Source organism: Serratia liquefaciens, assembly GCF_027594825.1.
In the GTDB taxonomy this organism is placed as follows: Bacteria; Pseudomonadota; Gammaproteobacteria; order Enterobacterales; family Enterobacteriaceae; genus Serratia; species Serratia liquefaciens_A.
In genome coordinates, this window is the sequence record NZ_CP088930.1 from 5,054,872 (window position 1) to 5,078,840 (window position 23,969).

23 protein-coding genes are annotated in these 23,969 nt (G+C 52.1%); 12 read left to right on the forward strand and 11 right to left on the reverse strand.

All coding sequences use genetic code 11. The annotated features are described in order from the left end of the window. Positions 1 to 33 precede the first annotated feature (33 nt). The 6 genes from LQ945_RS23425 to LQ945_RS23450 all read left to right on the forward strand — a co-directional run bounded on the left by LQ945_RS23425 (position 34) and on the right by LQ945_RS23450 (position 4,908). Entirely contained in the window at positions 34 to 1,152 is a 1,119-nt protein-coding gene (locus LQ945_RS23425; protein ID WP_270101856.1) for a PfkB family carbohydrate kinase, read from the forward strand. Next, complete coding sequence (locus LQ945_RS23430; RefSeq protein WP_270101857.1) at positions 1,149 to 2,087, forward strand: pseudouridine-5'-phosphate glycosidase; 939 nt, start codon at positions 1,149 to 1,151, stop codon at positions 2,085 to 2,087. Before LQ945_RS23425 ends, LQ945_RS23430 begins: the two co-directional genes overlap by 4 nt. Positions 2,088 to 2,259: 172 nt before the next feature. Further along, complete coding sequence (locus LQ945_RS23435) at positions 2,260 to 3,531, forward strand: NupC/NupG family nucleoside CNT transporter (RefSeq protein WP_270101858.1); 1,272 nt, start codon at positions 2,260 to 2,262, stop codon at positions 3,529 to 3,531. 80 nt (positions 3,532 to 3,611) lie between these two features. Continuing rightward, positions 3,612 to 3,926 carry an ArsR/SmtB family transcription factor gene (locus LQ945_RS23440; protein WP_270101859.1) on the forward strand — a complete coding sequence of 105 codons (315 nt, stop codon included), beginning with the start codon at positions 3,612 to 3,614 and terminating at the stop codon, positions 3,924 to 3,926. Further along, the gene (locus tag LQ945_RS23445) at positions 3,923 to 4,261 is read left to right on the forward strand and encodes an SRPBCC family protein (RefSeq protein WP_270101860.1); all 339 of its coding nucleotides are present in this window, start codon (positions 3,923 to 3,925) and stop codon (positions 4,259 to 4,261) included. Before LQ945_RS23440 ends, LQ945_RS23445 begins: the two co-directional genes overlap by 4 nt. Positions 4,262 to 4,302: 41 nt before the next feature. Next, positions 4,303 to 4,908 carry an ATP-dependent Clp protease proteolytic subunit gene (locus tag LQ945_RS23450; protein WP_116690712.1) on the forward strand — a complete coding sequence of 202 codons (606 nt, stop codon included), beginning with the start codon at positions 4,303 to 4,305 and terminating at the stop codon, positions 4,906 to 4,908. Between the two features lie 33 nt (positions 4,909 to 4,941). On the opposite strand, the gene LQ945_RS23455 is transcribed toward LQ945_RS23450, so the two are convergent. The 6 genes from LQ945_RS23455 to LQ945_RS23480 all read right to left on the reverse strand — a co-directional run bounded on the left by LQ945_RS23455 (position 4,942) and on the right by LQ945_RS23480 (position 11,901). Continuing rightward, entirely contained in the window at positions 4,942 to 5,604 is a 663-nt protein-coding gene (locus tag LQ945_RS23455; protein WP_270101861.1) for a hypothetical protein, read from the reverse strand. A 259-nt stretch (positions 5,605 to 5,863) separates the two neighbouring features. Continuing rightward, positions 5,864 to 6,619: a molecular chaperone gene (locus tag LQ945_RS23460; RefSeq protein WP_270101862.1), complete on the reverse strand. Its 756-nt coding sequence runs from the start codon at positions 6,617 to 6,619 to the stop codon at positions 5,864 to 5,866. Continuing rightward, positions 6,619 to 7,956, reverse strand: a complete 1,338-nt coding sequence (locus LQ945_RS23465) for a fimbrial protein (RefSeq protein WP_270101863.1) — start codon at positions 7,954 to 7,956, stop codon at positions 6,619 to 6,621. The genes LQ945_RS23460 and LQ945_RS23465 overlap by 1 nt, the downstream gene beginning before the upstream one ends. Before the next feature lie 25 nt (positions 7,957 to 7,981). Beyond that, positions 7,982 to 10,528, reverse strand: a complete 2,547-nt coding sequence (locus LQ945_RS23470; protein ID WP_270101864.1) for a fimbria/pilus outer membrane usher protein — start codon at positions 10,526 to 10,528, stop codon at positions 7,982 to 7,984. 20 nt (positions 10,529 to 10,548) lie between these two features. Then, positions 10,549 to 11,313 carry a molecular chaperone gene (locus tag LQ945_RS23475; RefSeq protein WP_243404578.1) on the reverse strand — a complete coding sequence of 255 codons (765 nt, stop codon included), beginning with the start codon at positions 11,311 to 11,313 and terminating at the stop codon, positions 10,549 to 10,551. Between the two features lie 54 nt (positions 11,314 to 11,367). Next, positions 11,368 to 11,901: a fimbrial protein gene (locus tag LQ945_RS23480; RefSeq protein WP_116690708.1), complete on the reverse strand. Its 534-nt coding sequence runs from the start codon at positions 11,899 to 11,901 to the stop codon at positions 11,368 to 11,370. A gap of 477 nt (positions 11,902 to 12,378) precedes the next feature. Between LQ945_RS23480 and LQ945_RS23485 the strand changes: the two genes are divergently transcribed. After that, entirely contained in the window at positions 12,379 to 12,966 is a 588-nt protein-coding gene (locus tag LQ945_RS23485) for a helix-turn-helix transcriptional regulator (RefSeq protein WP_116690707.1), read from the forward strand. Between the two features lie 69 nt (positions 12,967 to 13,035). On the opposite strand, the gene ychF is transcribed toward LQ945_RS23485, so the two are convergent. Continuing rightward, complete coding sequence (ychF, locus tag LQ945_RS23490; protein ID WP_044549957.1) at positions 13,036 to 14,127, reverse strand: redox-regulated ATPase YchF; 1,092 nt, start codon at positions 14,125 to 14,127, stop codon at positions 13,036 to 13,038. A 331-nt stretch (positions 14,128 to 14,458) separates the two neighbouring features. Here ychF and LQ945_RS23495 point away from each other — a divergent pair, with 331 nt between their 5' ends. Next, entirely contained in the window at positions 14,459 to 15,988 is a 1,530-nt protein-coding gene (locus LQ945_RS23495; protein ID WP_270101865.1) for a SulP family inorganic anion transporter, read from the forward strand. Between the two features lie 39 nt (positions 15,989 to 16,027). Here LQ945_RS23495 and pth read toward each other — a convergent pair whose 3' ends face one another. Then, positions 16,028 to 16,618, reverse strand: a complete 591-nt coding sequence (gene pth / locus LQ945_RS23500) for an aminoacyl-tRNA hydrolase (protein ID WP_020826441.1) — start codon at positions 16,616 to 16,618, stop codon at positions 16,028 to 16,030. Between the two features lie 313 nt (positions 16,619 to 16,931). Between pth and ychH the strand changes: the two genes are divergently transcribed. Continuing rightward, positions 16,932 to 17,210 (forward strand): stress-induced protein YchH, encoded by a 279-nt coding sequence (gene ychH, locus LQ945_RS23505; RefSeq protein WP_044549961.1) that lies wholly within the window; start codon positions 16,932 to 16,934, stop codon positions 17,208 to 17,210. 185 nt (positions 17,211 to 17,395) lie between these two features. Here ychH and prs read toward each other — a convergent pair whose 3' ends face one another. The 3 genes from prs to lolB form a co-directional block, all read right to left on the reverse strand. Next, a complete protein-coding gene (prs, locus tag LQ945_RS23510) occupies positions 17,396 to 18,343 on the reverse strand; it encodes a ribose-phosphate diphosphokinase (RefSeq protein WP_041414469.1) in 948 nt (315 codons plus the stop codon). A gap of 173 nt (positions 18,344 to 18,516) precedes the next feature. Beyond that, positions 18,517 to 19,383 (reverse strand): 4-(cytidine 5'-diphospho)-2-C-methyl-D-erythritol kinase, encoded by an 867-nt coding sequence (gene ispE / locus LQ945_RS23515; RefSeq protein ID WP_270101866.1) that lies wholly within the window; start codon positions 19,381 to 19,383, stop codon positions 18,517 to 18,519. Next, entirely contained in the window at positions 19,380 to 20,003 is a 624-nt protein-coding gene (gene lolB, locus LQ945_RS23520; RefSeq protein WP_020826445.1) for a lipoprotein insertase outer membrane protein LolB, read from the reverse strand. The genes ispE and lolB overlap by 4 nt, the downstream gene beginning before the upstream one ends. Before the next feature lie 715 nt (positions 20,004 to 20,718). On the opposite strand from lolB, the gene hemA reads away from it, so the two are divergent. From hemA to prmC, 3 genes are read left to right on the forward strand one after another with little or no spacing between them, the layout of a single operon-like run. Beyond that, positions 20,719 to 21,981, forward strand: a complete 1,263-nt coding sequence (gene hemA / locus LQ945_RS23525; RefSeq protein ID WP_044549966.1) for a glutamyl-tRNA reductase — start codon at positions 20,719 to 20,721, stop codon at positions 21,979 to 21,981. Between the two features lie 31 nt (positions 21,982 to 22,012). Further along, positions 22,013 to 23,098 (forward strand): peptide chain release factor 1, encoded by a 1,086-nt coding sequence (prfA, locus tag LQ945_RS23530; RefSeq protein WP_044549967.1) that lies wholly within the window; start codon positions 22,013 to 22,015, stop codon positions 23,096 to 23,098. Further along, positions 23,098 to 23,934 (forward strand): peptide chain release factor N(5)-glutamine methyltransferase, encoded by an 837-nt coding sequence (prmC, locus tag LQ945_RS23535; RefSeq protein ID WP_262242220.1) that lies wholly within the window; start codon positions 23,098 to 23,100, stop codon positions 23,932 to 23,934. The genes prfA and prmC overlap by 1 nt, the downstream gene beginning before the upstream one ends. Positions 23,935 to 23,969: the final 35 nt, after the last annotated feature.

A 23,969-nucleotide genomic window follows, 5' to 3' on the forward strand; every position in this document is an offset into this window, starting at 1 on the left:
TACTGTTTTTCATGCCCGATATAAAACAAACGTATGTTTAAAAACAAACAAGTGTCCAATATGACCAGCAGAGAAAAACAGATATTGCAGCTTCTGAGACGTGATCCTTTGATCCCACAGCAGGAAATTGCCGATGTTTTAGGTATTAGCCGCTCTGGTGTCGCCGGACACATTATGAATTTAATGAATAAAGGATATATAAAGGGTAAGGGTTATATATTGTCGGAGCACAGCTATGTGGTAACCGTAGGTTCCACCAATATGGATGTCTGCGGTTATGCCTCATCTAAATTAGTGTATGAGGATTCCAATCCGGGGAAAATAAAATGTACGCCCGGCGGGGTGGGCAGAAATATTGCGCAGAATGTCGCCTTATTAGGCCGGGAGTGCCACCTTATTTCCGTCGTCGGTGACGACTTCTATGGCGAAACCTTATTCGAACAGGCAAAGCTGGCGGGGGTCCATGTCGGCAGCTTCCATAAATTGCACGGTGAAAATACCTCTACTTATGTCTCCTTACTCGATAACAGCGGCGAAATGCTGGTGGCGATTAACGACATGCGTATCCTCGAGAAACTCACGCCGGCGTTATTGGCCACGTCTAAAGAGTTGATCCTGCATGCGGGCGTGTTGGTGGTTGACTGCAACCTGACCGAGGATGCACTGGCCTGGCTATTCGGGCACTCCGGCAGCGTGCCGGTGTTTGTTGACACCGTATCGGCATTTAAAGCGCCCAAAATCCGCCGTTGGCTCTCGCACATCCATACGCTCAAACCCAATCGCCTCGAAGCCGAAATCCTCAGCGGTATGGCGATCCACGGGCCACAGGATGCGCCGACGGTAGCCAAGTGGTTCCATCAGCAAGGGGTGCAACGCCTGGCTCTCAGCATGGGGGCCGCCGGAGTTTATTACAGTGAAATTGATGGACAAAACGGCTGGTCGCAGCCGCTGGTCGTCGACATCGTCAATGTGACCGGCGCCGGCGACGCCATGATGGCGGGCCTGGCACATTGCTGGCTGGAAGATATGACGCTGGCGGACAGCATTCGTTTTGCGCAGGGCTGCTCGGCATTGACGCTGGCATCCGAATTTACCAATAACCCGAACCTGTCGAATGGCAGCGTACAAAAACTGTTGGAGCTACAAGCATGAAAAATAACATTATTTCCTATGACCACCTGGACATTTCGCCGGAAGTTGCCGAGGCTTTGGCCCACAAACGCCCGGTTGTGGCTCTGGAATCCACCATCATTTCTCACGGCATGCCGTACCCGCAGAACGCGCAGACGGCGCTGGAAGTTGAACAAAAGATCCGCGATCACGGCGCGGTGCCTGCGACCATCGCCATCATCAACGGTCGCATGAAAGCGGGATTGAGCCGTGAGGAAATAGAGCTGCTGGGCAAAGAGGGCCATAAGGTGGCGAAAGTGAGCCGCCGCGACCTGCCGTTCATCGTCGCAGCCGGCAAACATGGGGCGACCACCGTGGCCTCAACCATGATTATTGCCGAGATGGCGGGCATTCACGTCTTTGCCACCGGCGGCATCGGCGGCGTGCACCGCGGCGCAGAACACACGTTTGATATCTCGGCGGACCTGCAGGAGCTAGCGCGAACCAATGTCGCGGTGATCTGCGCCGGTGCCAAGTCTATTTTGGATTTGGGGCTGACCACCGAATACCTCGAAACCCACGGTGTACCGCTGGTCGGCTACCAGACCCAAACGCTGCCGGCCTTCTTTTGCCGTACCAGCCCTTTCAGGGTCAGCATTCAGCTGAATGCCCCGGAGGAGATTGCCCGCGCCATGGCCACCAAATGGCAGACCGGCCTGGATGGCGGCATGGTGATTGCCAACCCAATCCCGGCGCAGTATGCGGTGCCGGAGGAAAAAATTAATGCCGCCATCGAGCGGGCAGTGCGGGAATCGGTGGAACAGGGGGTTCAGGGCAAGGATAGCACGCCATTTTTGCTGGCCAGAGTGGCTGAATTGACCGGGGGTGACAGCCTGACCGCCAATATTCAACTGGTGTTCAACAACGCCAGGCTGGCTGCGCAAATTGCCTGCTGTTATCAGGAGGCCGCCGCCTGAGACGACGCGTTATTCCTTAAGTTTTACCCTATAAACAACATTAAATAAAAACGCCAGCCTGAAAGGTGGAGGGGAGTGCTTTGCCCTTTTCACCTTTCAGGACAGGTACATTTACATACCCAATGAATTTTCAGCTACGGCTGAAATACCACGGGAATTAAGGGATGGATTTATGGACTTACTACGCAGCCTGTCAGGTATCTGTATTCTTCTCCTTATTGCTTTTATTTTTTCCAACAACCGCAAAAGAATCAGTCTGAGAACCGTGTGCAGCGCATTAATACTGCAGGTGCTGCTTGGTGCAGTAATGTTGTATGTGCCCGCCGGTAAATGGGTCGTTAATGCCATTGCAGGCGGGGTCAATAAGGTGATTTCGTACAGCGATGCCGGTAGCTCATTTATTTTTGGCGGATTGGTCGGCCCGAAAATGAATGTCTTGTTTGACGGCGCAGGCTTTATTTTTGCTTTTCATGTTCTGCCGGCCATTATTTTTATTACTGCACTGATTTCGATTCTCTATTACCTTGGGGTGATGGGGTGGATGATTAACCTGCTGGGTTATGTATTCCAAAAGATGCTGAGGATCAGCAAGGTTGAGGCTTTTGCCGCGGTGACCACCATCTTTTTAGGCCAAAACGAACTGCCCGCGGTGCTTAAGCCTTTTATCAACAAGATGAGCCGAAATGAGCTCTTTACCGTGATTTGCAGCGGAATGGCGTCGATCGCCGGATCGATGTTGGTGGGGTATGCTGGCCTTGGCGTACCGATTGAATATCTGCTGGCGGCATCGTTGATGGCGATCCCCGGCGGCATTCTGTTCGCACGTATGCTCAGCCCGGCAACCGAGGTGTCGCAGGTCGAGTTCAGCCAGATGGCATTCAGTGAAAAACGCCCGGCGAGCATTATCGAAGCCGCGGCCAGCGGCGCGATGCTCGGGCTGAAAATTGCCGTGGGCGTCGCTACTGTGGTAATGGCCTTTGTGGCGTTAATTGCGCTGATCAATGGCCTGATCGGCGGGCTCGGCGGCCTGTTGGGCTGGCAACAGCTCAGCCTGGAAAGGCTGTTCGGTTATTTGTTCTCGCCTTTGGCCTATATCATGGGGGTTAGCTGGGATAACGCTGGGGTGGTCGGCGGGCTGATTGGCCAGAAGCTGGCGATCAACGAATTCGTCGCTTACGTGAATTTTTCAGCCTATCTCAAAGACAGCGTCGCGGTGCTCGATCCTAAAACCATCGCCGTCATCTCTTTCGCACTGTGCGGGTTTGCCAACTTCGGCTCGATCGCCGTGGTAGTGGGGGCGTTCAGCGCGGTAGCACCTGAACGCGCTTCGGATATTGCCAGCCTGGGCCTGCGCGCGCTGCTGGCCGCCACCTTGTCTAATCTGATGAGCGCCACCATCGCCGGGTTGTTTATCGGTCTTGGCGCTTTGAGCGTGACGCTATGATCACGCCCTTTCTTTGGCGTAGCTGCGATTATTTCCGCGCTAAACTTGCGCATTAGATAAGTGACTACTAATGTATAGTCATGAATGAAAATGACCTCTTCAAAGCGCTTGCGGATCCCACCCGGCGCAGCATCTTCGAAAAACTGGCCGCTGGCGGCATGAATGCCAGCGCTCTGCGTGAAGGCATGTCGATCAGCCAGTCGGCGATGTCTCAACACCTGGCCGTGTTGCGGCAGGCGGGGCTGGTGTGCGAGGCGCGGCAGGGCCGTTTCGTCAATTATCAGATTGACCCGCAAGGGTTGGCGCTCATCGCGCAATGGCTGGACAAGTACCGTGCCTTCTGGCCAGCACGCATCGACAGGCTGAACATTTTGCTAAAGGACATGGATCAATGAACCCGACCGACGCCCAGCTGCCGCCGCTGGTGCTGGAGTATCAACTCGATGCGTCGCCAGAGAAAGTCTGGCGGGCTATGGGGATCCCGGCATTGCGCGAACAATGGTTACCGAATGCTGAACTGGCCGATATCGAACCGGTAGCGATAACGCCGGGCGAAGCAATCAGCTACCGGATGCGTGATGATCGGCCGCCGTACCTCGAAAGTACCGTGACTTTGCAAATTCTGCCCGCCGCCGACGGCGGAAGCCTGTTACGCGTCATTCACCGACTCGACGACGCCAGGTTGACGGCCGCGAACGACGGTGGATTGCACCTGATGCGCGCTGCCTGACGCTCAACTCATCATTCCAATCTGAAAACAGGAGTTCACCGATGCGGGAATCGATGCTGCTCGTCCCGATGGTGGTAGAACAGACCAGCCAGGGAGAACGCTCGTTCGACATTTATTCGCGGCTGCTGCGTGACCGCATCGTTTTCCTCAATGGGGAGGTCAACGATCAGGTGGCAGAAATGCTCTGTGCTCAACTGCTGTTTCTCGAAGCTGAGAACCCGGAGAAACCGATAAATTTATATATCAATTCACCGGGCGGGGTGATTACCAGTGGCTTCGCCATCTACGACACCATGCAGTACATCAACGCGCCGGTGCATACATTGTGTATGGGCACCGCTCGCTCGATGGGGTCATTTCTGCTGATGGCGGGAGAAGCCGGCCACCGCATGGCTCTGCCCAATGCCAGCCTGCATGTGCACCAGCCACTGGGCGGTTTTCAGGGGCAAGCCTCAGATATCCTTATCCACGCCGAAGAGATGAAACGCACCAAGCACACCGTGATCCGCCTGTACGCCGAACACTGTGGTCGTAGCTACGAAGAGGTTGAGCGTGCGCTCGATCGCGATCGCTTTATGAGCGCCGAGCAAGCGGTGGAATGGGGGCTGGTGGATAGGGTGTTGCGGAGTCGTAATATTAGTACCTAAGGCAGCTCCGTCACGATGAAATATCAATCTAAATTATAATGGAGTGCTATTATTCTCTTCAGAAGAGCTATGGTTTTTCCATACGAAATCAAGGCCAAATCCCACCATTGCGAAGTATAAGCTGAAATAGCGTTCTGCCATGATAAAGAAAGAACTGTTGAGCTCAATCACTACGTTATTGGTTGTCATTAATAATCCCGACTTCTCTGCTGAAAGGAGAATACGGTTAATGTGCGCGCGTGACACTGAACAAAACTTGGCAATTCTTGCTGAAGAAATGAGCAATAATGGTGAGTCTTGTTCGATGCTTTCTATAAAAAGCATCATCAAAACCATGTGCCCGGCATCTTTGCTGATGAATAAATCGGCTTGTGGTACCAAATCAATCAGGTAAATTTCTTTAAGCATCAGTTGGCCATAGGCTTCAAAAAACGCTGGTATGAAATCAGATGTTTCAAGTAATGCTGCGACGGGTATAGAAGGGGCGATCACTTGATAGGGCAAGGCCATGGAGGCGATGAGTGCATGTGTTTCACGCAGTGCGCTTGGCGTAGGTTTATAGAGCAATTGTCGTTTATCTTGCTCAGGATGCATGACCTCCAGCCTACGGCCCACCCGTAGAAAAAACAGGAAAGAATCCAGAGAATTTTCACTGATGATATTCTTACCTTTGAAGAATAGTTTGACATCTTTCAATCCAGCATTTGGTCGGTTGTAATATATGGATAGTATCGTCGAACAAATAATGAATCGACTGTTTCTGAAGATTATTTTATAAAACAAAGGGTGTTTTCTATAAGTGTCTTTCAACATCACGCTATGTTTTACAATTGCGGAGTGAAATAAATTAGAGCTTCGTATTGTTTTTGCCTGTTTCTCCAGGTGAAATTGTATCTGAAACTTGTTTAGACTCATTTTCCCTATGTCCTGTACTAAATGATTATGGTTTTTATTATTATCTGAGTGCTGGGTACTGTTTGGCTATCTGTTTTCCCTGATCATTAATAATTGCCACGTTGACTGTTGCGATCTGAGATAAGTCCGAGTCATTGATGTAATCAATGTAATAGCTTTTAGTGCTGTATGGAGCGGTCATCATGTCGTTTTCTAGCTGTACTGAATAATGTCTTTTCCCTAACTGGACTGAAAGATAAGCAAAAGAAAGGTAGAATGCGGAGTCATTTTTACAGACCAAACGATAACCTTTACCTGATTTCTCCAATTTAAAAGAGGCGCTATCAGATGCAAGTTCCGCTTTCCCCGCCAATTTCTTTGGGCGATAGAAGATTTTCATTTGCGTATTCATCGCAAGTGTCACGCGTGACTGCTGTGGTGGAACTGCGGGTTGACTGGGGGGGATTTCATATAAATTAAGCCAGTAAACAGACTCTTTATCGGTAGGAAAGCCTGCGTCGGCAAGAATAATTTTCAAACCTTTCAATGCACCAGGTTGCATGCCAAATACACTTGGGAGTGCAACAAAAGGTGCATGGGATAATTCAGGCGCTGTATTTACGTCACCGTGATCAATCCAGGTTTGCACGACAATAGGATAGCGGTTTGTATTAGCCAGCATCAGCGTTTGTTCGTTATCCCCTTCGTAGAAAATGACACGCGTCGCGGAGGCGATAATTCCCGCCTGTGCGATAGGGGGTAACAGATTCAAAACGAGCAACAAGATATAACTATTTTGTATAATTCGATTTATCATTATTGCACCTTAACCCAAACATAGGCTTTGGTATCCACTTTACCAGCGGTGACCGTCTGTCCTGGCAGGCGTTCGAGCGTTGCTGACAGTTGAGTAGTGTAGTGGGTGAATCCTGCGGCAGTGCTGCCGCCGCCACTAGTGCCATTGAGTACTGGATACCAGCCAGCAGCGTTACCTTGTGGACACTGACCGGAACTGCAACGAGCCCAGCCTACAAAGTTCATTGGTGTTCCATTATTGGCATTAGAAAGCGCAATGCCCACGCCCGTAGCCACACTACTGTCACTGCCGTAACCGCTGGAAAGCAGGTGGCTTACTCCACCATTGGCATTAACTAACCCTAGTTGTTGAGCCAATGCGTAACTGTCATAAGGGACTTGCAAACCGAGCGCTGTGTTGTTGGTGTTAATACCGGAAACGGCGGCGTTATCGCATTCGATATTGATGGTGAACTGCGCCTGAGAGGTTTGCCCTGCGGTTAATTCACGGACAGAGATTGTTGGCAGGATCACCAGAGGCGTCACATTACGCGCGACGCAGGTGGCAGTATAAGAAAGGGATGATATCGGTGTAGTGCCCATGCCAATTGCATTCCAGCGGCCAGTGCCCCAGGTGGCAAAGTTAGTTGCGGAATCGCTGCCTATTGGGTCTGAGGGAATACCCGGTCCTTGAAATGTGACATAGCCATTTGGCTGCGTGCAGGTGTAGTTTGAATTGCCGGTTGTCGAAGCCATACCGGCTAACAAGTTAGCTGCATTATAACCGCAGTAGTTACTTGCACCCATTCCAGGGAGTGTACTTATCCGGACAAGATCGGCACGGACAGCACTGAAGTCTTTTACCCTTATTTGAACTTTGTTGCCAGCAGTCGCGTAACGCGTAATGGGGGAGGACTGCCAGTAACGTGTGAACGCTTTGCCTGAATCCAAATGTGTCAACCGAATGCCGACGTAGGGAAAATAGGTGGCATAGTAATTAGGGTTGCCATCCTGAGCTCCAAGATCGAAATAACCACCAACGCGATCGTCTCCATTTGTGGCGAAAACTTCGTAGATTTGGCCGATGTCACTGATATCACACTCATACAAAACTTTATTCGGGTCGGGATAACGTGTACCGGAAGTAAGGTTGAATACGCTGTTTCCAAGTGGTGTACCGACGGGTTGCAAATATGTACTGGTCAAATTGACCCGACCTAATGCAGTACCTACGCCGCAGGCATCACAGCCTGAATCAATCGCAGGGGCGACGCGGGTGCATTGCGCTTGTGCGGGCACACTGAGTACGGATACTGTAAGTAATGCCGAACCCGCCCATAAATATGGGGTTAATTTCATAGATACTCCTGATAAATCGACGACTTTAATCACATGAAGCATTAAGCCGCTGAATGGGACTTTCATCGATGGAAGATAAGCGATAACGCAACCGACACTGTTGGTTTGTCGATTTACCCCAACTTAAAAGCAGTTCGTCTTCACGCTTATCGCTGCGTAGGTAAATCTGATTGGCCTGACCGACCATTCCTCTATTTTCGCCAGATGAATCTACGACGCTTGTCCCCATGGGTATTGCGCTATTGCCAGGTCGCTGCGCAGTGATCAATAGAGCCTGCCCGCGTAATGTTTTGAAATGGAGCCTGACGGATGAACCAGCGTAAGGCGCGACGCGTTGTTGACCTTCTTCCAGTTCAGCCTTGTTATTCATTCCCTGAGGATTTAAGGCAATGGTGTTGTAATGGTATGGAACTAAAGCCGGTGCTAATGCATAGCCAAAACTGTCAACACGCGCACCTTGCCCATCCATAACTTGTGCTCCGCTGGCCCCCGGGGCGTCAATCAGTGCAAAGGTATCGCCAACGTAGGGCCCCAGTGTGATGCCGCCACGATGTGCTACGACTGCACCTTGCAGGGATGCGGAACCTTGCCAGTATTGGCGTGAAGTAGAAATGGACCCTGTCATGTTGGCGTAAGGCAAGCGGGTCTGCAGGTTACCGCCCCATATACTTTGATTGTGGTTATCGTCAGTGGTGAAATTCAAACCGTAGCTGATAGGTTGGTCTTCGCCAATGCTGCCGGAAAGCGCTGACTGGTAGCTACCGCCTTGGCCTTGGCTGTGATTAGCAAGAAGGGATACGCTTGGTGCAGAGGATGTACGCCCGAGCGGAAAACTGACTGACAAGGCTGTGACAGTTTGTGTGGCGTTGGTGAGCGGGCTACGGTATACGCTGTCAGATTGTCTGTCACCTAGGTAATTTTCGCTGCTGTAGCTGTTGCCCAGACTACGTGTTCTGGTCACAGACAGGTTGAGCGCTACCCCATTGCCAAAAGTTTTCCCCCAGCCCAGCTGCAACTGGTTGTCCCTGCCGCGTTGGTCGCGATAATCCTGTGTGGAACCTGACATGGTCAGGTTACCCAGCATATCCATACCTTGATTGATCGCAACCTCGAACCGTGAGCGTTGGCGATATGAATCTGATTGCCAGATTTGATCATTATTGGCGGCATGGCGAACCCCCAGGACATCACTAAGATCGCGAAATCCCTCGGTAGAGTAACGGTAACCGGCTATGGATAAGGTGGTATCTGTCGGGCTGAACGTTTTGCTATAGGAAAGATGTAGCATCCAACCAGAAGTATTTCCCCCAGGCAGGCTGGCATGTGAATACGTTGTATCCATGCCGAATGCTCCCAACCAATTGCTGTAAACACCACCGAGCATAAATGCCTGGTAACCATCAGCCAACTGATTACCCGCATTGAAGGTGAGGGCGTTTGTCAGGCCCTGTTGCCAGGTCAATTCGCTGAATACGTCGTTGTCACCGACATAGCGAGAGCGACCGAGGGTGGCAGAATATCGCGATAAACCCGGACGTATAGATTCCGGCACTGCGGCAAAAGGTACGGTGAAGGTACTGACGCTGCCATCGGCTTCGGTCACTATAACGGTTAGATCGCCGGCGTAGTTGGTCGCGTAAAGATCGTTAATAGCGAAAGGTCCGGGCGCCACTGTCGTTTCGTATAGCGTGCTTTTACCTTGCTGCACGGTTACACGAGCATTGCTTTTAGCAACTCCCCGCACTATGGGAGCATAACCCCGTAAAGAGTCAGGCAACATACGATCATCTGAGCTTAGTTGAATGCCACGAAATCCAAGTCCGGAAAAGAAATGCCCGTCGGTGAATCCCTCGCCCAGCAATAATTCACTGCGCCAGGGGAAAATGGCTCGTTGTACATATCGACGGCTGGTGTCCAAATGACTGCCGAATTCAGCGTCGTAACGATAGCTGGACTGCTGGCGATAGCGCCAAAGTCCGACGTTAAAACCGCCGTTGAGGTTGGCATAGGTTGAGTCGAGATCTTTGGCCTGATTTTTACGATAGCTGACGTGGTATTGGTTCAAGTTATAGTTGATAAAGGCCATCGACTCACCACTGTTCAAGCTGGATGCATTGACAGTGCCGGCTGCCCTTCCTGTTAACATTGCCTGTGGAATACTGAGATCCATGCGCAACTGGGAGATATCGGTATTCGTTGTGATGTCTTTGATGTCATATTCAGGTTGCAGGCAAGTTTTCTCCGCCATGACAGGCGTTTTTTTTAACCCAAAACGCGCAAGCTGTTCGAGCTTAAAACAGGGCAACACCTGTTTTTCGTTATTCCTAATAAATATGACCTGATCACGCTCAAGAAAGGTGCCGTTAATAAACAGGTCAAGCTGATAACTGCCGGGCGTAATTTTGTCCTGCTGATTAAACTGATTTAGTGCAGTATTGCTAAGAATACTGCCGCGTAACAGTGAGGCGTCGAAGGTGTAGTTTTCGGAAACCGCCATAGCCGGGGCAACATAGCTTAGAGGCAGTACCAGATAGAGTAGAGGCTGCCATTGTGATTTTTTAAGCTCGAACATGGTGATCTCCCTATCGGTATTCAGCGTGTAATACTCAGCGTTCGCGGTATTTCAACTCCATAATCATTGATTACGCTTAATGTTGCCTTCAAAGCGCCAGCGGCTAATTCTTCGTTTAGCGACCAGCTGACTTGTGAGTAGGGTGGGAGCATGTCTGCTTGTTCGATGCTGGTATGCTTCTTACCGTTAATGATCACGGCATGGCTAACATTAGCGTAGTAGGGCGTAGGGTTACTTATTTTCAATGACTTACCCGCGTATTGGATGTGCAACTGTTCGATGACGTGATTGGCATCACCATCCAATCCTTCCGGTCGATAAAATACTTTCAGTCGATTGGTAAGCAGCAACATCAACTTATTTTTATCGCTGTCAGTTTGCTTGACTGCCGGCACCTGCAAAAAGTTAAGGTAGAACAAAGATTCACGATCAGTAGGCAGTGTTTTTCCGACATACATAAGGCGAACCATCTGTCCGCTATGTGGATTCATACGGAAGATTTGCGGTGAGACAATGAAAGGAGCATCTGCATTTTCTGGCGTAGACTTTGGATTATTGGTATCTAGCCAAATTTGTATCAACGCCGGTACATCATCGTCATTAGTGAATTGCAGCGTTTTTTCTCGGGCCTCTGCAGGATAAATAACTCTGTTGCCGAGTAGAGTGACACTGGCCGAGGCTGTATTAATGGTGAAAAATGTTAGGTAAGAAAAGAGTAACGCCAAGGAATAAGCCGTGCGTATTATGTGCGCCATGAAAATAAACCAGTAAATGTGGCAAATCATTCGACACTGTCCAGCTTTGGACAGTGCCAGTATAATATTTTGCGTGATCGCGATTTATTTGTAACTAATGGCAAATTGTGCCGTAGAAATTACCGAGCCTGCTGATGCGCCGGTATCTTCTGCATAATAACGGGCAACCAAGCTTTGCGAGGTTGATGTTGCCCCCTGGGCTAATGTCATTGCTTTGGTGGCGACAGTGGAACCCGTTGCGAATGAGAGTGGAGTCAAGGCGTCACTGTCCAATAATTGAATTGATACCTTAGCCGCATCACCGGCATTTCCCAGGTTACCATTGCTGGTTGGGTTATTGCCGGCCAAAACGGTTTTTATTGCAGTGTCACTGCTTGCTGCAGTGCATCCAGTGACGTTTACCGTAAAAGTAGTATCTCCTGCTGTTAACCCTTTAGCATTAAGTTTACTTACAGGGACGGTAGGGAGTAATACTACCGGATTGGACTCGTTACCGTTGATATTGACGGAACACGTTTGAGTGCTGACTTCACCTTTAAATTGTACAGTATTGGTGGATGCGGCTATAGATGTGCCAGTGAAAGCGAAGAGCGTGAGTGTGACTAATTTAACATTCATGTGAAATACCCTTTAATCATACTTTATGAGAAAGCAATCCTGACAGTAGTGATTTACTGGCGTGAGTGTGTTTGATAATCATGTTGCGTAATTGTTTTTTAAAACGGTCATGCATACATGAATTTTAATCCTAACAAACTAAGAATTATCTCTATAGGTATTTTATTTTGGGTGGAAAGTTGGCTGAGCGACTTGTAACATTTGCTTTCATTTCATGTAATGTCATACAAAAAAGAAAATAGATCTATATCATTACGTTGCAGTTTTGTTGGGATGCTGGTTTTTCTGTTTGAAATATTTTGAAACACACGTGCCTTTTTTGAGGTTTAATAACGGAAAGGGATATTAACTTGGTTCTTTGCATTTATGTTACAAGTATGTTTTTAATTGGTTTGTTTCCTTATGAAATTACCCCAAAAAAGAGCGGTGACAACGCGTGTTATATATGAAAGAGTGATTTCAATAACAAAGAGGGGAATGCTCGTGAGTGTCATTTATATTGATCGTTCACCACTGTGCCTGCAAGGAATGAGGGCGCTATTGGGAGACGAGGTTTTTTGCTTTTCTTTCCCTTCCATTAATTTATTACAAGTTATAAAAAATATACCTAATGTGGTAATAATGGATTTTCCTAATAAAATTTATCTTTTCGATGATTACTTAACCTTTATTAATCATGCGCGTAAGATGAATTCGGATGTGAAAATATTATTCTTTATCGATAAGGTTTCACCAATAGTATTATCTTTGATAGCCAGAGCGACACCAGATATCATATTAGATAAACATGATGATTTGAGTGTGGTGAAGCGGGTCTGTATGGCGTTAATTCGTCATGAAGTTCCGGATGACGTGAGTTATCAATGGATGAAGAGTAAAGTCACAGCTATCACTAGGGGGGAGGCACTCGTACTTTGTGAAACAGCCAGAGCTGAAGGTATTGAAAATACTGCACGACGTTTGAATTTGAATCCTAAAACCGTGTACTCACATCTCAGTAATGCAAGCAAGAAATTTGGAATTCGCAATCGTGTAGAATTACTTAAAATGCTTGCCTTATTATAACTATAAATAAAAATCCACGCCGGGGCGTGGATTTAATCTATGGCTACACCGCGAACTGCCTGAGGGTAGTTAGACGTTAAACAAGAAGTTCATCACGTCGCCGTCTTTAACGATGTAGTCTTTACCTTCTGAACGCATCTTGCCGGCTTCTTTGGCACCTTGTTCACCCTTGTAGGTGATGAAGTCTTCAAAAGCGATGGTTTGAGCGCGGATAAAGCCTTTTTCGAAGTCGGTGTGGATCTTGCCGGCGGCCTGCGGGGCGGTAGCGCCGACCGGGATGGTCCAGGCGCGGACTTCTTTCACACCGGCGGTGAAGTAGGTCTGCAGGTTCAGCAGCTCGTAACCGGCGCGGATCACGCGGTTCAGGCCCGGCTCTTCCAGGCCCAGTTCGGCCATGAATTCTTCGCGGTCTGCGTCATCCAGTTCAGCAATGTCGGATTCTACTGCGGCGCACACGGCAACCACAACCGAACCCTCGCCCGCAGCGATTTCACGCACTTTGTCCAGGTACGGGTTGTTCTCGAAACCGTCTTCGTTGACGTTGGCGATGTACATGGTTGGCTTCAGCGTCAGGAAGCTCAGGTAGCGGATGGCCGCCTTGTCTTCTTCGGACAGATCCAGTGCGCGCAGCATGCCGGCGTTTTCCAGCTGTGGCAGGCATTTTTCCAGGGCTGCCAGTTCCGCTTTCGCGTCTTTGTCGCCGCCTTTGGCTTTCTTCTGCACGCGGTGGATCGCGCGTTCGCAGGTGTCGAGATCCGACAAGGCCAGTTCGGTGTTGATGACGTCGATGTCGTCAGCCGGGTCAACTTTGTTGTTAACGTGGATGATGTTGTCGTTTTCGAAGCAGCGAACCACGTGGCCAATCGCTTCGGTTTCGCGGATGTTGGTCAGGAACTGGTTACCCAGGCCTTCACCTTTGGACGCGCCCTTGACCAGGCCGGCGATGTCGACGAATTCCATGGTGGTCGGCAGGATACGCTGTGGCTTGACGATCTCGGCTAACTGGTCCAGACGCGGATCGGGCATCGGCACCACACCGGTGTTAGGTTCAATGGTGCAGAACGGGAAGTTGGCTGCTTCGATACCCGCTTTGGTCAACGCGTTGAACAGGGTGGATTTGCCTACGTTAGGCAGGCCGACGATACCGCATTTGAATCCCATGTTGTTATCACCTTAAATATCTTAACTATCAGCCGGTTAGGTTTAACCCACTGCATAAAGGACGAAATAATGGCGCCATTATACACGTAATGGCCGTTTTTCTCGATCTGGCTGTGTGTGATGGGTAAATGGCCACGCACTGCCGGTTTTTGATTGAGATTTAGATCACATTTACACATACTGACACTTCTGATTAACCTACAGGAAACGTGCCGGATGTCCTTCTTGCCCAGTCCACCCTAAGCTGTCCCCCTTCTGAGGTTTGCCGCGCCCTGCGGCCTTGGTTCCCGTGCTGCGGGAATGTGTTTTATCTGTCAGAAGTGAATAATCCATGTTTAACCTGAACAATTTCAGGCTGTCGGCCGTCAAGAACGAGGTGCTGGCGGGCTTTGTGGTGGCAGTTTCCATGATCCCGGAAGCGGTTGGCTTTTCGCTGGTTGCCGGGCTTTCTCCGATCGTCGGGTTGCACACCGCTTTTATTATCGGGCTGGTCACCGCGCTGTTTGGCGGCAAGCCGGGCATGGTGTCGGGTGCGGCCGGTTCAATCGTGGTGGTGCTGATGAGCCTGGCGGCGCAGTACGGCATGGGGTACGTGCTGTGGGCGACGATTTTTGCCGGCGTTATCCAAATCCTGATCGGTATTTTCCGCCTGGGCAAATTTATCCGACTGGTGCCGCTGCCCGCGGTTCACGGCTTCGTGAACGGGTTGGCGATTGTCATTATGCTGGCGCAACTGCATATGATTGCCGGGCAGGGGCCGCTGATGTATGGGCTGGTGGCCCTGGCGATCCTGGTGGTGGTGTTCTTCCCACGGTTGACGCGCGTCATCCCGGCGTCGCTGGCAGCGCTAATCGTCGTATCTGCACTGGCAATCGGCTTTAACCTGCAAACGCTGCGGGTCGGCGATCTGGCGGACATTTCCGGTGCATTACCGCACTTTAGCCTGCCGATGGCGCCTTTTACCCTGGACATGCTGAAAGTGGTGCTGCCATACGCATTGGTGATTGCGCTGGTAGGGTTGATCGAATCGCTGCTTACCATGACGGTGCTGGATGAAATGGGCGGCAAGAAAGGCAACGGCAACCGCGAGAGCATAGCTCAGGGGGCCGGCAACGCGGTTTGTGGCCTGTTTGGTTGTTTCGCCGGTTGCGCAATGATTGGCCAGTCGATCATCAACTTCACTTCAGGCGGGCGTGGGCGCATTTCCGGTGTGGTTGGCGCGATACTGCTGATTTTGTTTGTGGTCAGCCTGTCGGGCTATATCGGCCTGCTGCCGGTGGCGGCGCTGGCCGGGGTGATGCTGGTGGTGTGTTACAACACCTTTGAATGGAGCTCGCTGCGCCGTCTGCGCCGGATGCCGAAGGCGGATGCGCTGGTGATGCTGCTGGTGACCCTGATTACCATCTTTACCGATCTGGCGATGGCGGTGATCAGCGGGGTGATCATTTCGGCGCTGGTATTTGCCTGGCAGCAGGCACGTATTCGCGTGCGTCAGCATCGGGTGGAAGGAGAGGTGGCGGTGTATCAGCTGGACGGGCCGCTGTTCTTCGGGTCTGCCACGGCCTTTGCCGAACTGTTCGAACCCAAAAACGATCCGCAAAATGTGGTGCTGGATTTTGCCGGTACCCGGGTGATGGATTCCAGCGGCGTGGAGGCGATTGATAAGCTGACGGCGCGCTATCTGGCGGCGGGGAAAACCATTCGGCTACGTCATCTGAGCGGTGACTGTGTACGCCTGTTGAAACAGGCCGGCCCGTTTTGCAGCCATGAACTGGACGATCCGCAATATTACGTGGCGGAAGAAGATTACCAAACCGATGACGCTAACGTCGGCGAAGAAACCTTCAAACTACGTACCTAAGCACGACAGCAGCGGGCGCGATGCCCGCTGCAACGTTTATCAGGCCTGCGCCTTGAAGCTGTGCAGGCGACGAACGGTTTTTTCCAACCCGTCAGTCAGCAGCACTTCCGTACAGCGTGCGGCTTCATCGATCGCTTCATCAATCATTTTTTGCTCGCTGGCCGGCGGCTTGCCGAGTACGAAACCCACCACTTTGTTTTTATCGCCCGGATGGCCAATGCCGATACGCAAGCGATAGAAATTCGGGTTATTGCCAAACTTGTTCTGAATATCCTTCAGCCCGTTGTGGCCACCGTTGCCGCCGCCCAGTTTGATCTTGGCAACGCCGGGGGGAATATCCAGCTCGTCATGCGCCACCAGGATCTCGTCCGGCTCGATGCGATAGAAATTGGCCATCGCCAATACCGCTTTGCCGCTGAGGTTCATAAAGGTGGTAGGCACTAACAGCCGCACGTCGTTACCGGCCAGGTTCAGTCGGGCGGTGTAGCCGAAGAATTTGCTCTCTTCTTTTAGCTGCTGGTTATGGCGCTGGGCCAGTAAATCGACGTACCAGGCGCCGGCGTTGTGCCGCGTCTGCGCGTATTCAGCGCCCGGATTCGCCAGGCCGACTATCAATTTAATACTGCTCACTGGGAGATTCGCTATGATCGATATAATGGAAAGGGCAATAGTCTACCTGTCGACGCCATGAATGACAAAATCCTGATATGTCCGTTCGTGTATTGACGAAACTATATACAGAAAAGAGAATAATTCATTAGCGGAATCATTCAATTTGATCGCTAATAGACTCATTCTGGTAAAGTTTTGTCATGTTTTCTTTACCATTTGTGATCGTCTCCGCAATCACCCTGTCCAACCTGAGACTATACTTAACTAATCAAAGTGGGTTAATCAGTTAGAGAGTTATCCCGGTTGGCACATGGCACTATGGAGGTGGCATATGAAACGTAGAAACGCGGACAGAATGGGCAACTTTTTTATGGGGCTGGGCCTGGTCGTCATGATCGGCGGCGTCGGATACTCCATTATTGCTGAAGTTTCCAAGTTCAACCTGCCGCAGTTTTTCGCCCATGGCGCAATCATGAGTATCTTCGTGGGGGCGTTGTTGTGGTTGGTAGGTGCGCGTATTGGCGGTCGTGAGCAGGTAGCGGATCGTTACTGGTGGGTAAAACACTTTGATAAACGTTGCCGTAACGATCATCATCGTTCGTCGCATTGATTAGAAAGAGAGAAGGGAGCAGGTATTACGGCAAAGGAGTCGTGCCGCGCATTAAGGTTTAAGGTCATGTTTGACTACCCGTAGAAAACCCGTTGCTGCAGATGCACCAACGGGTTTTTCTTTTTCTGCCTTCGGGCCATCAATCCCTTCGGTACGGCAGGGCGCCGCACCGAAAAGAGAACTGATTAATGCTCGAACATCGCAGAAATTGACTCTTCGTTGCTGATACGGCGGATGGCTTCAGCCAGCATGCCAGACAGCGTCAGAGTACGTACGTTTTTCAGTGCCTTGATTTCTGGAGACAGCGGAATGGTGTCGCAGACAATCACTTCATCAATTACCGAGTTGCGGATGTTTTCCACGGCGTTACCGGAGAAGATCGGGTGCGTCGCGTAGGCAAATACGCGCTTGGCACCGCGTTCTTTCAACGCTTCAGCCGCTTTACATAAGGTACCGCCGGTATCGATCATATCGTCAACCAGCACACAGTCACGGCCTGCTACGTCACCAATGATGTGCATCACCTGAGAAACGTTCGCGCGCGGGCGGCGTTTATCGATGATAGCCATATCGGTATCGTTCAGCAGTTTGGCGATAGCGCGGGCGCGCACTACGCCGCCGATGTCTGGGGAAACCACGATTGGGTTCTCCAGATTCTGTTGCAGCATGTCTTCCAGCAGGATCGGGCTACCGAACACGTTATCTACCGGAACATCGAAGAAGCCTTGGATCTGTTCAGCGTGCAGATCCACCGTCAAAACGCGGTCAACCCCTACACTGGAGAGGAAATCGGCTACAACTTTGGCCGTGATTGGCACACGAGCAGAACGCACGCGGCGATCCTGGCGGGCATAACCGAAGTAAGGGATAACAGCAGTAATACGACCTGCGGAGGCGCGACGCAGGGCATCTACCATAACGACCAGTTCCATCAGGTTGTCGTTGGTAGGGGCACAGGTGGACTGGATGATGAAAATATCACCGCCGCGTACATTTTCGTTGATTTGCACGCTCACTTCGCCGTCGCTAAAACGACCTACAGCGGCGTCACCAAGGCTGGTGTACAAACGGTTGGCAATACGTTGTGCTAGTTCCGGGGTGGCGTTACCAGCAAAAAGCTTCATATCAGGCACGAGAAGAACCTCAGGCATGCGTCCAGAGAAGATATTGTCATTCGGCCTTCGCTAAGGGGCAGTTAGCGACGCCGGCGCAATATCATACGGGTGTGTAAAAAAACAACGTGAAACCGAAGCGGCGCAGGGATTACAGGGCCAGGTGTGAATGACCCTGCGCAGCGAAACGAGAACTACGGTTTCATCTGCCCGGAACGGATGCGATGTAGTGGAGAGACGTTAACGCCACGCGCTACAAAACCACGTATCCACTCCGGGGCTTGATTTAACACCTGACGGGCGGCGGTTTCTGTGTCGAATTCAGCAAACACACAAGCACCTGTGCCAGTCAGGCGTGACGGCGCGTATTCTAACAGCCAAGAAACAAGCTGTTCAACCTCGCGAAAACGTTTTCTTGCTATAGGTTCGCAATCATTTGCGTAAGTTGCCTGTAACAGCACACTTAACGGACGAACCGGGGTGTCTCTTTTTAATTCCGCATCGCCGAAAATCGCCGGGGTAGGGATGCTGACCCCCGGATGCGCCACCAGATACCATTTTTCCTGCGGGTTGGCCGGCTGCAAACGTTCACCGATGCCTTCGGCGAACGCCGCATGGCCACGCACGAAGACAGGGACGTCGGCACCGAGCGCCAGCCCCAGTTCAGCAAGCTGGTCGTCGCTCAAACCGCAGCGCCACAGTTCATTCAGCGCAACCAGTACCGTAGCGGCGTTGGAGGAGCCACCGCCCAGCCCACCTCCCATCGGCAGCCGCTTTTCGATGCTGATGTCGGCACCGCGTGGCGCGGTATCCAGCCCATGGCGATCGCAATACTGCTGCAGCAGACGTGCGGCGCGGACAATCAGGTTTTCTTCATCCGGCACGCCCGCCACCGGGGTCAGCAGGTGAATACGGTCATCCTGTCGCACATCGATGGTCAGCGTGTCGCCGTAATCCAGAAACTGAAACAGCGTCTGCAACAGGTGATAGCCATCCTCACGTTGGCCGGTAATGTATAAAAACAAATTTAGTTTAGCTGGCGATGGCCACTGACGGATCATTTGAGCGTCCAATTATCCATTTTCAGTTTGATGCGCTGGTCACCCTGTTTCAGCTCCAGTCGGCTTGGCAACTGCGGTTGCAGGCTGTTGTTGTAATCCTGGTAGTCGACGGTCCAGGTCTGGCCGCCTTGCTGGTAGGTCAGCGAGTTCAGGCGATACTGATCATCCAGCTTGAAGTCGTTGGCTTCCCCCGGCAGGCCGAGCATCCATTGGCGCAGGTTATCCAGCGGGATTGCCATACCGGTCAGTTTGCGGATCATCTCTTCGGCATTGTCGCTGACATAGCGCTTGCCCTGATTGTCGGTCAACTGCACCACATTTTTCTGCACGTTGAGATCAAGCTCGGTGCTGCCAAGCGGGTTGGTCAGCAGCAGGCGGTAGCGATCCGACGAATACTGCTGCCAGAAGAAGCGCGCGTAGACTTTTTTCTGATCTGACAGGTAAGCGAAAGAGCCCCGGGTCTGGTACTGCTCAAGCTGCTGCACCGCTTGCTCATGGGCGCGCCATTGCGGTGATGTCGGGCTGGTGGCCGGGCCGCTGGGTTTGGTAGTGGTACAGGCAGCCAGCACCAGGCTGGCCAGCGGGATCAGGCGTAGCAAACTAACTTTGCGGATTGGCATAACTTTCTCTTGTCCTTTTGTCCTTACGGGCACGCACAGCGAGACCTTGGTATCAGCGTTTACGCTAGCGGGGCAGCGCCGGCGCGTCAATTTTTTGCTGCATCGCTTTGAATCTGCCCGGCTTTGTCACCGCTGTTGGCTCGGGGTTATGCGCTGCGTTTGCAGATAAGATTAACACAATCGCCCAACCCTGCCGCTGTGGGCACAAGAATATCTCTCAGGTCGGGCTGAGGGCCGTTGGCGTTTAGTTGAGGTTGCTATCGGTATGCTGCAAAAGTTTATCGCCGGGGGAGAGGGGAAGGTCATGAAGCTGTCAGTACGGATCGTTATTTCGCTGCTATGCATCGCGGGCGCGGCATTTTTTTATCTTCAGGCGAAGCATGTTTTTTGTCAGCAGGTCTCTTTTCTTTTGGATCCCACCTTTCGTTGCGGCACTTTAGGTTGGTAAACGCCGGATATTTGATCGTCGCCTGGCGGCTTAGGGGTTATCGTTATTGCTGAATACCGTGCGGAATATCGCATACTGCACTAAAATTCAGTATGTTATGTCGTCGAATAATACGTCATCTCGCTGTATTTATTAGTGATTTATCGATTGATGCTGACTATTTCACCGATTGAACGGAAGATGCGGTTGTTACTTTTATTGAGCCCGCGCATCAAGTAGAATGCCGTTCAACGAGAACCCGTACCAAAAGAAGTATTACTCGAAGCAATGACCCTGCTGGCGTTAGGTATAAATCACAAAACCGCTCCGGTTTCTCTGCGTGAAAGGGTGACCTTCTCCCCAGAGTCTATCGAACAGGCGCTTACCAGCTTGCTCCAACAACCGTTGGTGCAGGGCGGTGTCGTGTTGTCTACCTGTAACCGCACCGAACTTTATCTTAGCGTGGAACAACAGGAACATATTCATGAACAGCTGGTTGCCTGGCTGTGTGAGTACCACCATCTGCGCCCGGAAGAAGTGAGCAAAAGCCTGTATTGGCACCATGGCAACGACGCCGTCAGCCATCTGATGCGCGTAGCCAGCGGGCTGGATTCGCTGGTGTTGGGTGAACCGCAGATCCTCGGTCAGGTGAAAAAAGCCTTTGCCGAATCGCAACGCGGCCAGTCGCTTTCCGGTGAGCTTGAACGCCTGTTCCAAAAATCCTTCTCTGTCGCCAAACGCGTGCGTACCGAAACCGAAATCGGCGCCAGCGCGGTGTCCGTGGCCTTTGCCGCCTGTACGTTGGCGCGCCAAATCTTCGAATCTCTTGCCGAGTTGAACGTGCTGTTGGTGGGCGCGGGTGAAACCATTGAACTGGTGGCACGCCATCTGCGCGAGCACAAGGTACGGCATATGATTATTGCCAACCGTACCCGCGAACGTGCGCAACTGCTGGCGGACGAAGTCGGCGCGGAAGTGATCACACTACCGGAAATCGACGAACGCCTGGCGGACGCCGATATCATCATCAGTTCTACCGCCAGCCCGCTGCCGATCATCGGTAAAGGGATGGTGGAGCGCGCGCTGAAAGCGCGTCGCAACCAGCCGATGCTGCTGGTGGATATCGCCGTACCGCGTGATATTGAACCGGAAGTGGGCAAGCTGGCCAACGCCTATCTGTACAGCGTGGACGATCTGCATGCCATCATTCAAAGCAACCTGGCGCAGCGCAAAGCCGCGGCGGTGCAGGCGGAAACGATCGTTCAGCAGGAAAGCACCAACTTTATGGCCTGGCTGCGCTCACAGGGCGCAGTGGAAACTATCCGCGACTACCGCTCGCAGGCCGATCAGATCCGTGCGGAAATGGAAGCCAAAGCCCTGGCCGCGATTGCGCAGGGCGCCGACGTGGAGCAGGTTATCCACGAGCTGGCCCATCGGCTGACCAATCGTCTTATTCATGCCCCTACCAAATCCCTCCAGCAGGCCGCCGGCGATGGCGACGTGGAGCGGTTGCAATTATTACGCGACAGCCTCGGGCTGGATCAGCATTAGTTTTCTCTTTTAACAGGGTTTAATACCACGCATGAAGCCTTCTATTGTTGCCAAACTGGAAGCGTTACAAGAGCGCCATGAAGAAGTGCAGGCGCTGCTCGGCGATGCCGGCGTTATTGCTGAGCAGGATCGGTTCCGCGCGCTGTCGCGCGAATATGCACAGTTGACCGATGTCAGCCGCTGTTTCCTGGAATGGCGTAAGGTGCAAGACGATCTGGCCACGGCAGAAATGATGCTGGATGACCCGGAAATGCGCGAAATGGCACAGGAAGAGCTGAAAGACGCCAAGGCCGCTACGGAAGAACTGGAGCAGCAATTGCAACTGCTGCTGTTGCCGAAAGATCCGGATGATGAGCGCGATTGCTTCCTGGAAGTGCGCGCCGGTACCGGCGGCGACGAAGCGGCGATCTTCGCCGGCGATCTGTTCCGTATGTACAGCCGTTATGCGGAAACGCGTCGCTGGCGCGTCGAGATCATGAGCGCTAACGAAGGTGAACATGGCGGCTATAAAGAAGTGATTGCCAAGGTTTCTGGCGATGGCGTTTTCGGCCAACTGAAATTTGAATCTGGCGGTCACCGCGTGCAGCGCGTACCAGAAACCGAGTCGCAGGGGCGTATTCATACCTCTGCCTGTACTGTGGCAGTGATGCCGGCGGTGCCGGAAGCCGAACTGCCGGAGATCAACGCGGGCGATCTGAAAATTGACACCTTCCGCTCCTCAGGCGCAGGTGGGCAGCACGTTAACACCACCGACTCGGCGATACGTATTACCCACTTGCCGACCGGCATCGTGGTGGAGTGTCAGGACGAGCGTTCGCAGCATAAAAACAAAGCCAAGGCGATGGCCGTGTTGGGCGCACGTATCCGTGCCGCAGAAATGGCCAAGCGCCAGCAGGCAGAGGCTTCAACCCGTCGCAACCTGTTGGGCAGCGGCGATCGTTCAGACCGCAACCGCACCTACAACTTCCCGCAGGGCCGCGTGACCGACCACCGCATCAACCTGACGTTGTACCGTTTGGATGAGGTAATGGAAGGCAAACTCGACATGCTGATCCAGCCGATTGTGCAGGAATACCAGGCCGACCAGCTCGCTGCGCTGTCCGCTGAGCAGGAGTAATGGACTATCAATCCTGGCTGAAGGCGGCGGTTGTCCGCCTGACGCAGAGTGAAAGCGCCCGACGCGATGCGGAAATCCTGCTGGGGTTCGTGACCGGCCGGGCCAGAACTTTCCTGATGGCGTTTGGCGAAACCGAGCTGACGCCGCAAGAGCAGGAGCAGTTGGAGAGATTGCTGGCGCGCCGCGAACGCGGTGAGCCCGTGGCTTATCTGATCGGCGAGCGCGAATTTTGGTCGTTACCACTATCGGTATCGCCCGCCACCCTGATCCCGCGTCCAGACACCGAATGCCTGGTGGAGTTGGCGCTGGAGCTTTTGCCCCCATCCCCTTGCACCCTTCTCGATCTCGGTACCGGTACCGGCGCCATCGCCCTGGCATTGGCCAGCGAACGCCCAGACTGTAAAGTGACCGGGGTGGATTTACAGCCGGAAGCGGTGGCGCTGGCACAGCACAATGCGCAGAAACTGTCGATCGGCAACGCGCAATTCCTTCAGGGCAGTTGGTTTGCCCCGCTGGCCGGAGAAACTTTCGCTCTGATCGCCAGCAACCCTCCTTATATCGACGCCGCTGACCCACATTTGGCACAGGGCGACGTACGTTTTGAGCCGAGCAGCGCACTGGTGGCGCCACAGCAGGGGCTGGCGGATTTGTCCGCTATCGTGCAGCAGGCGCCGCACCACCTGCAATCACAGGGTTGGCTTCTGCTTGAACACGGCTGGCAGCAGGGAGAAAGCGTACGCGCACTACTGCAGGCCGCCGGTTTTATTTCGATCGATACCCGACGCGATTATGGTGGCAACGATCGCGTGACCTTTGGCCAATGGCCGCAGCAATAACTGAAAACCAACAATAACGAAGCACACAGCGATTC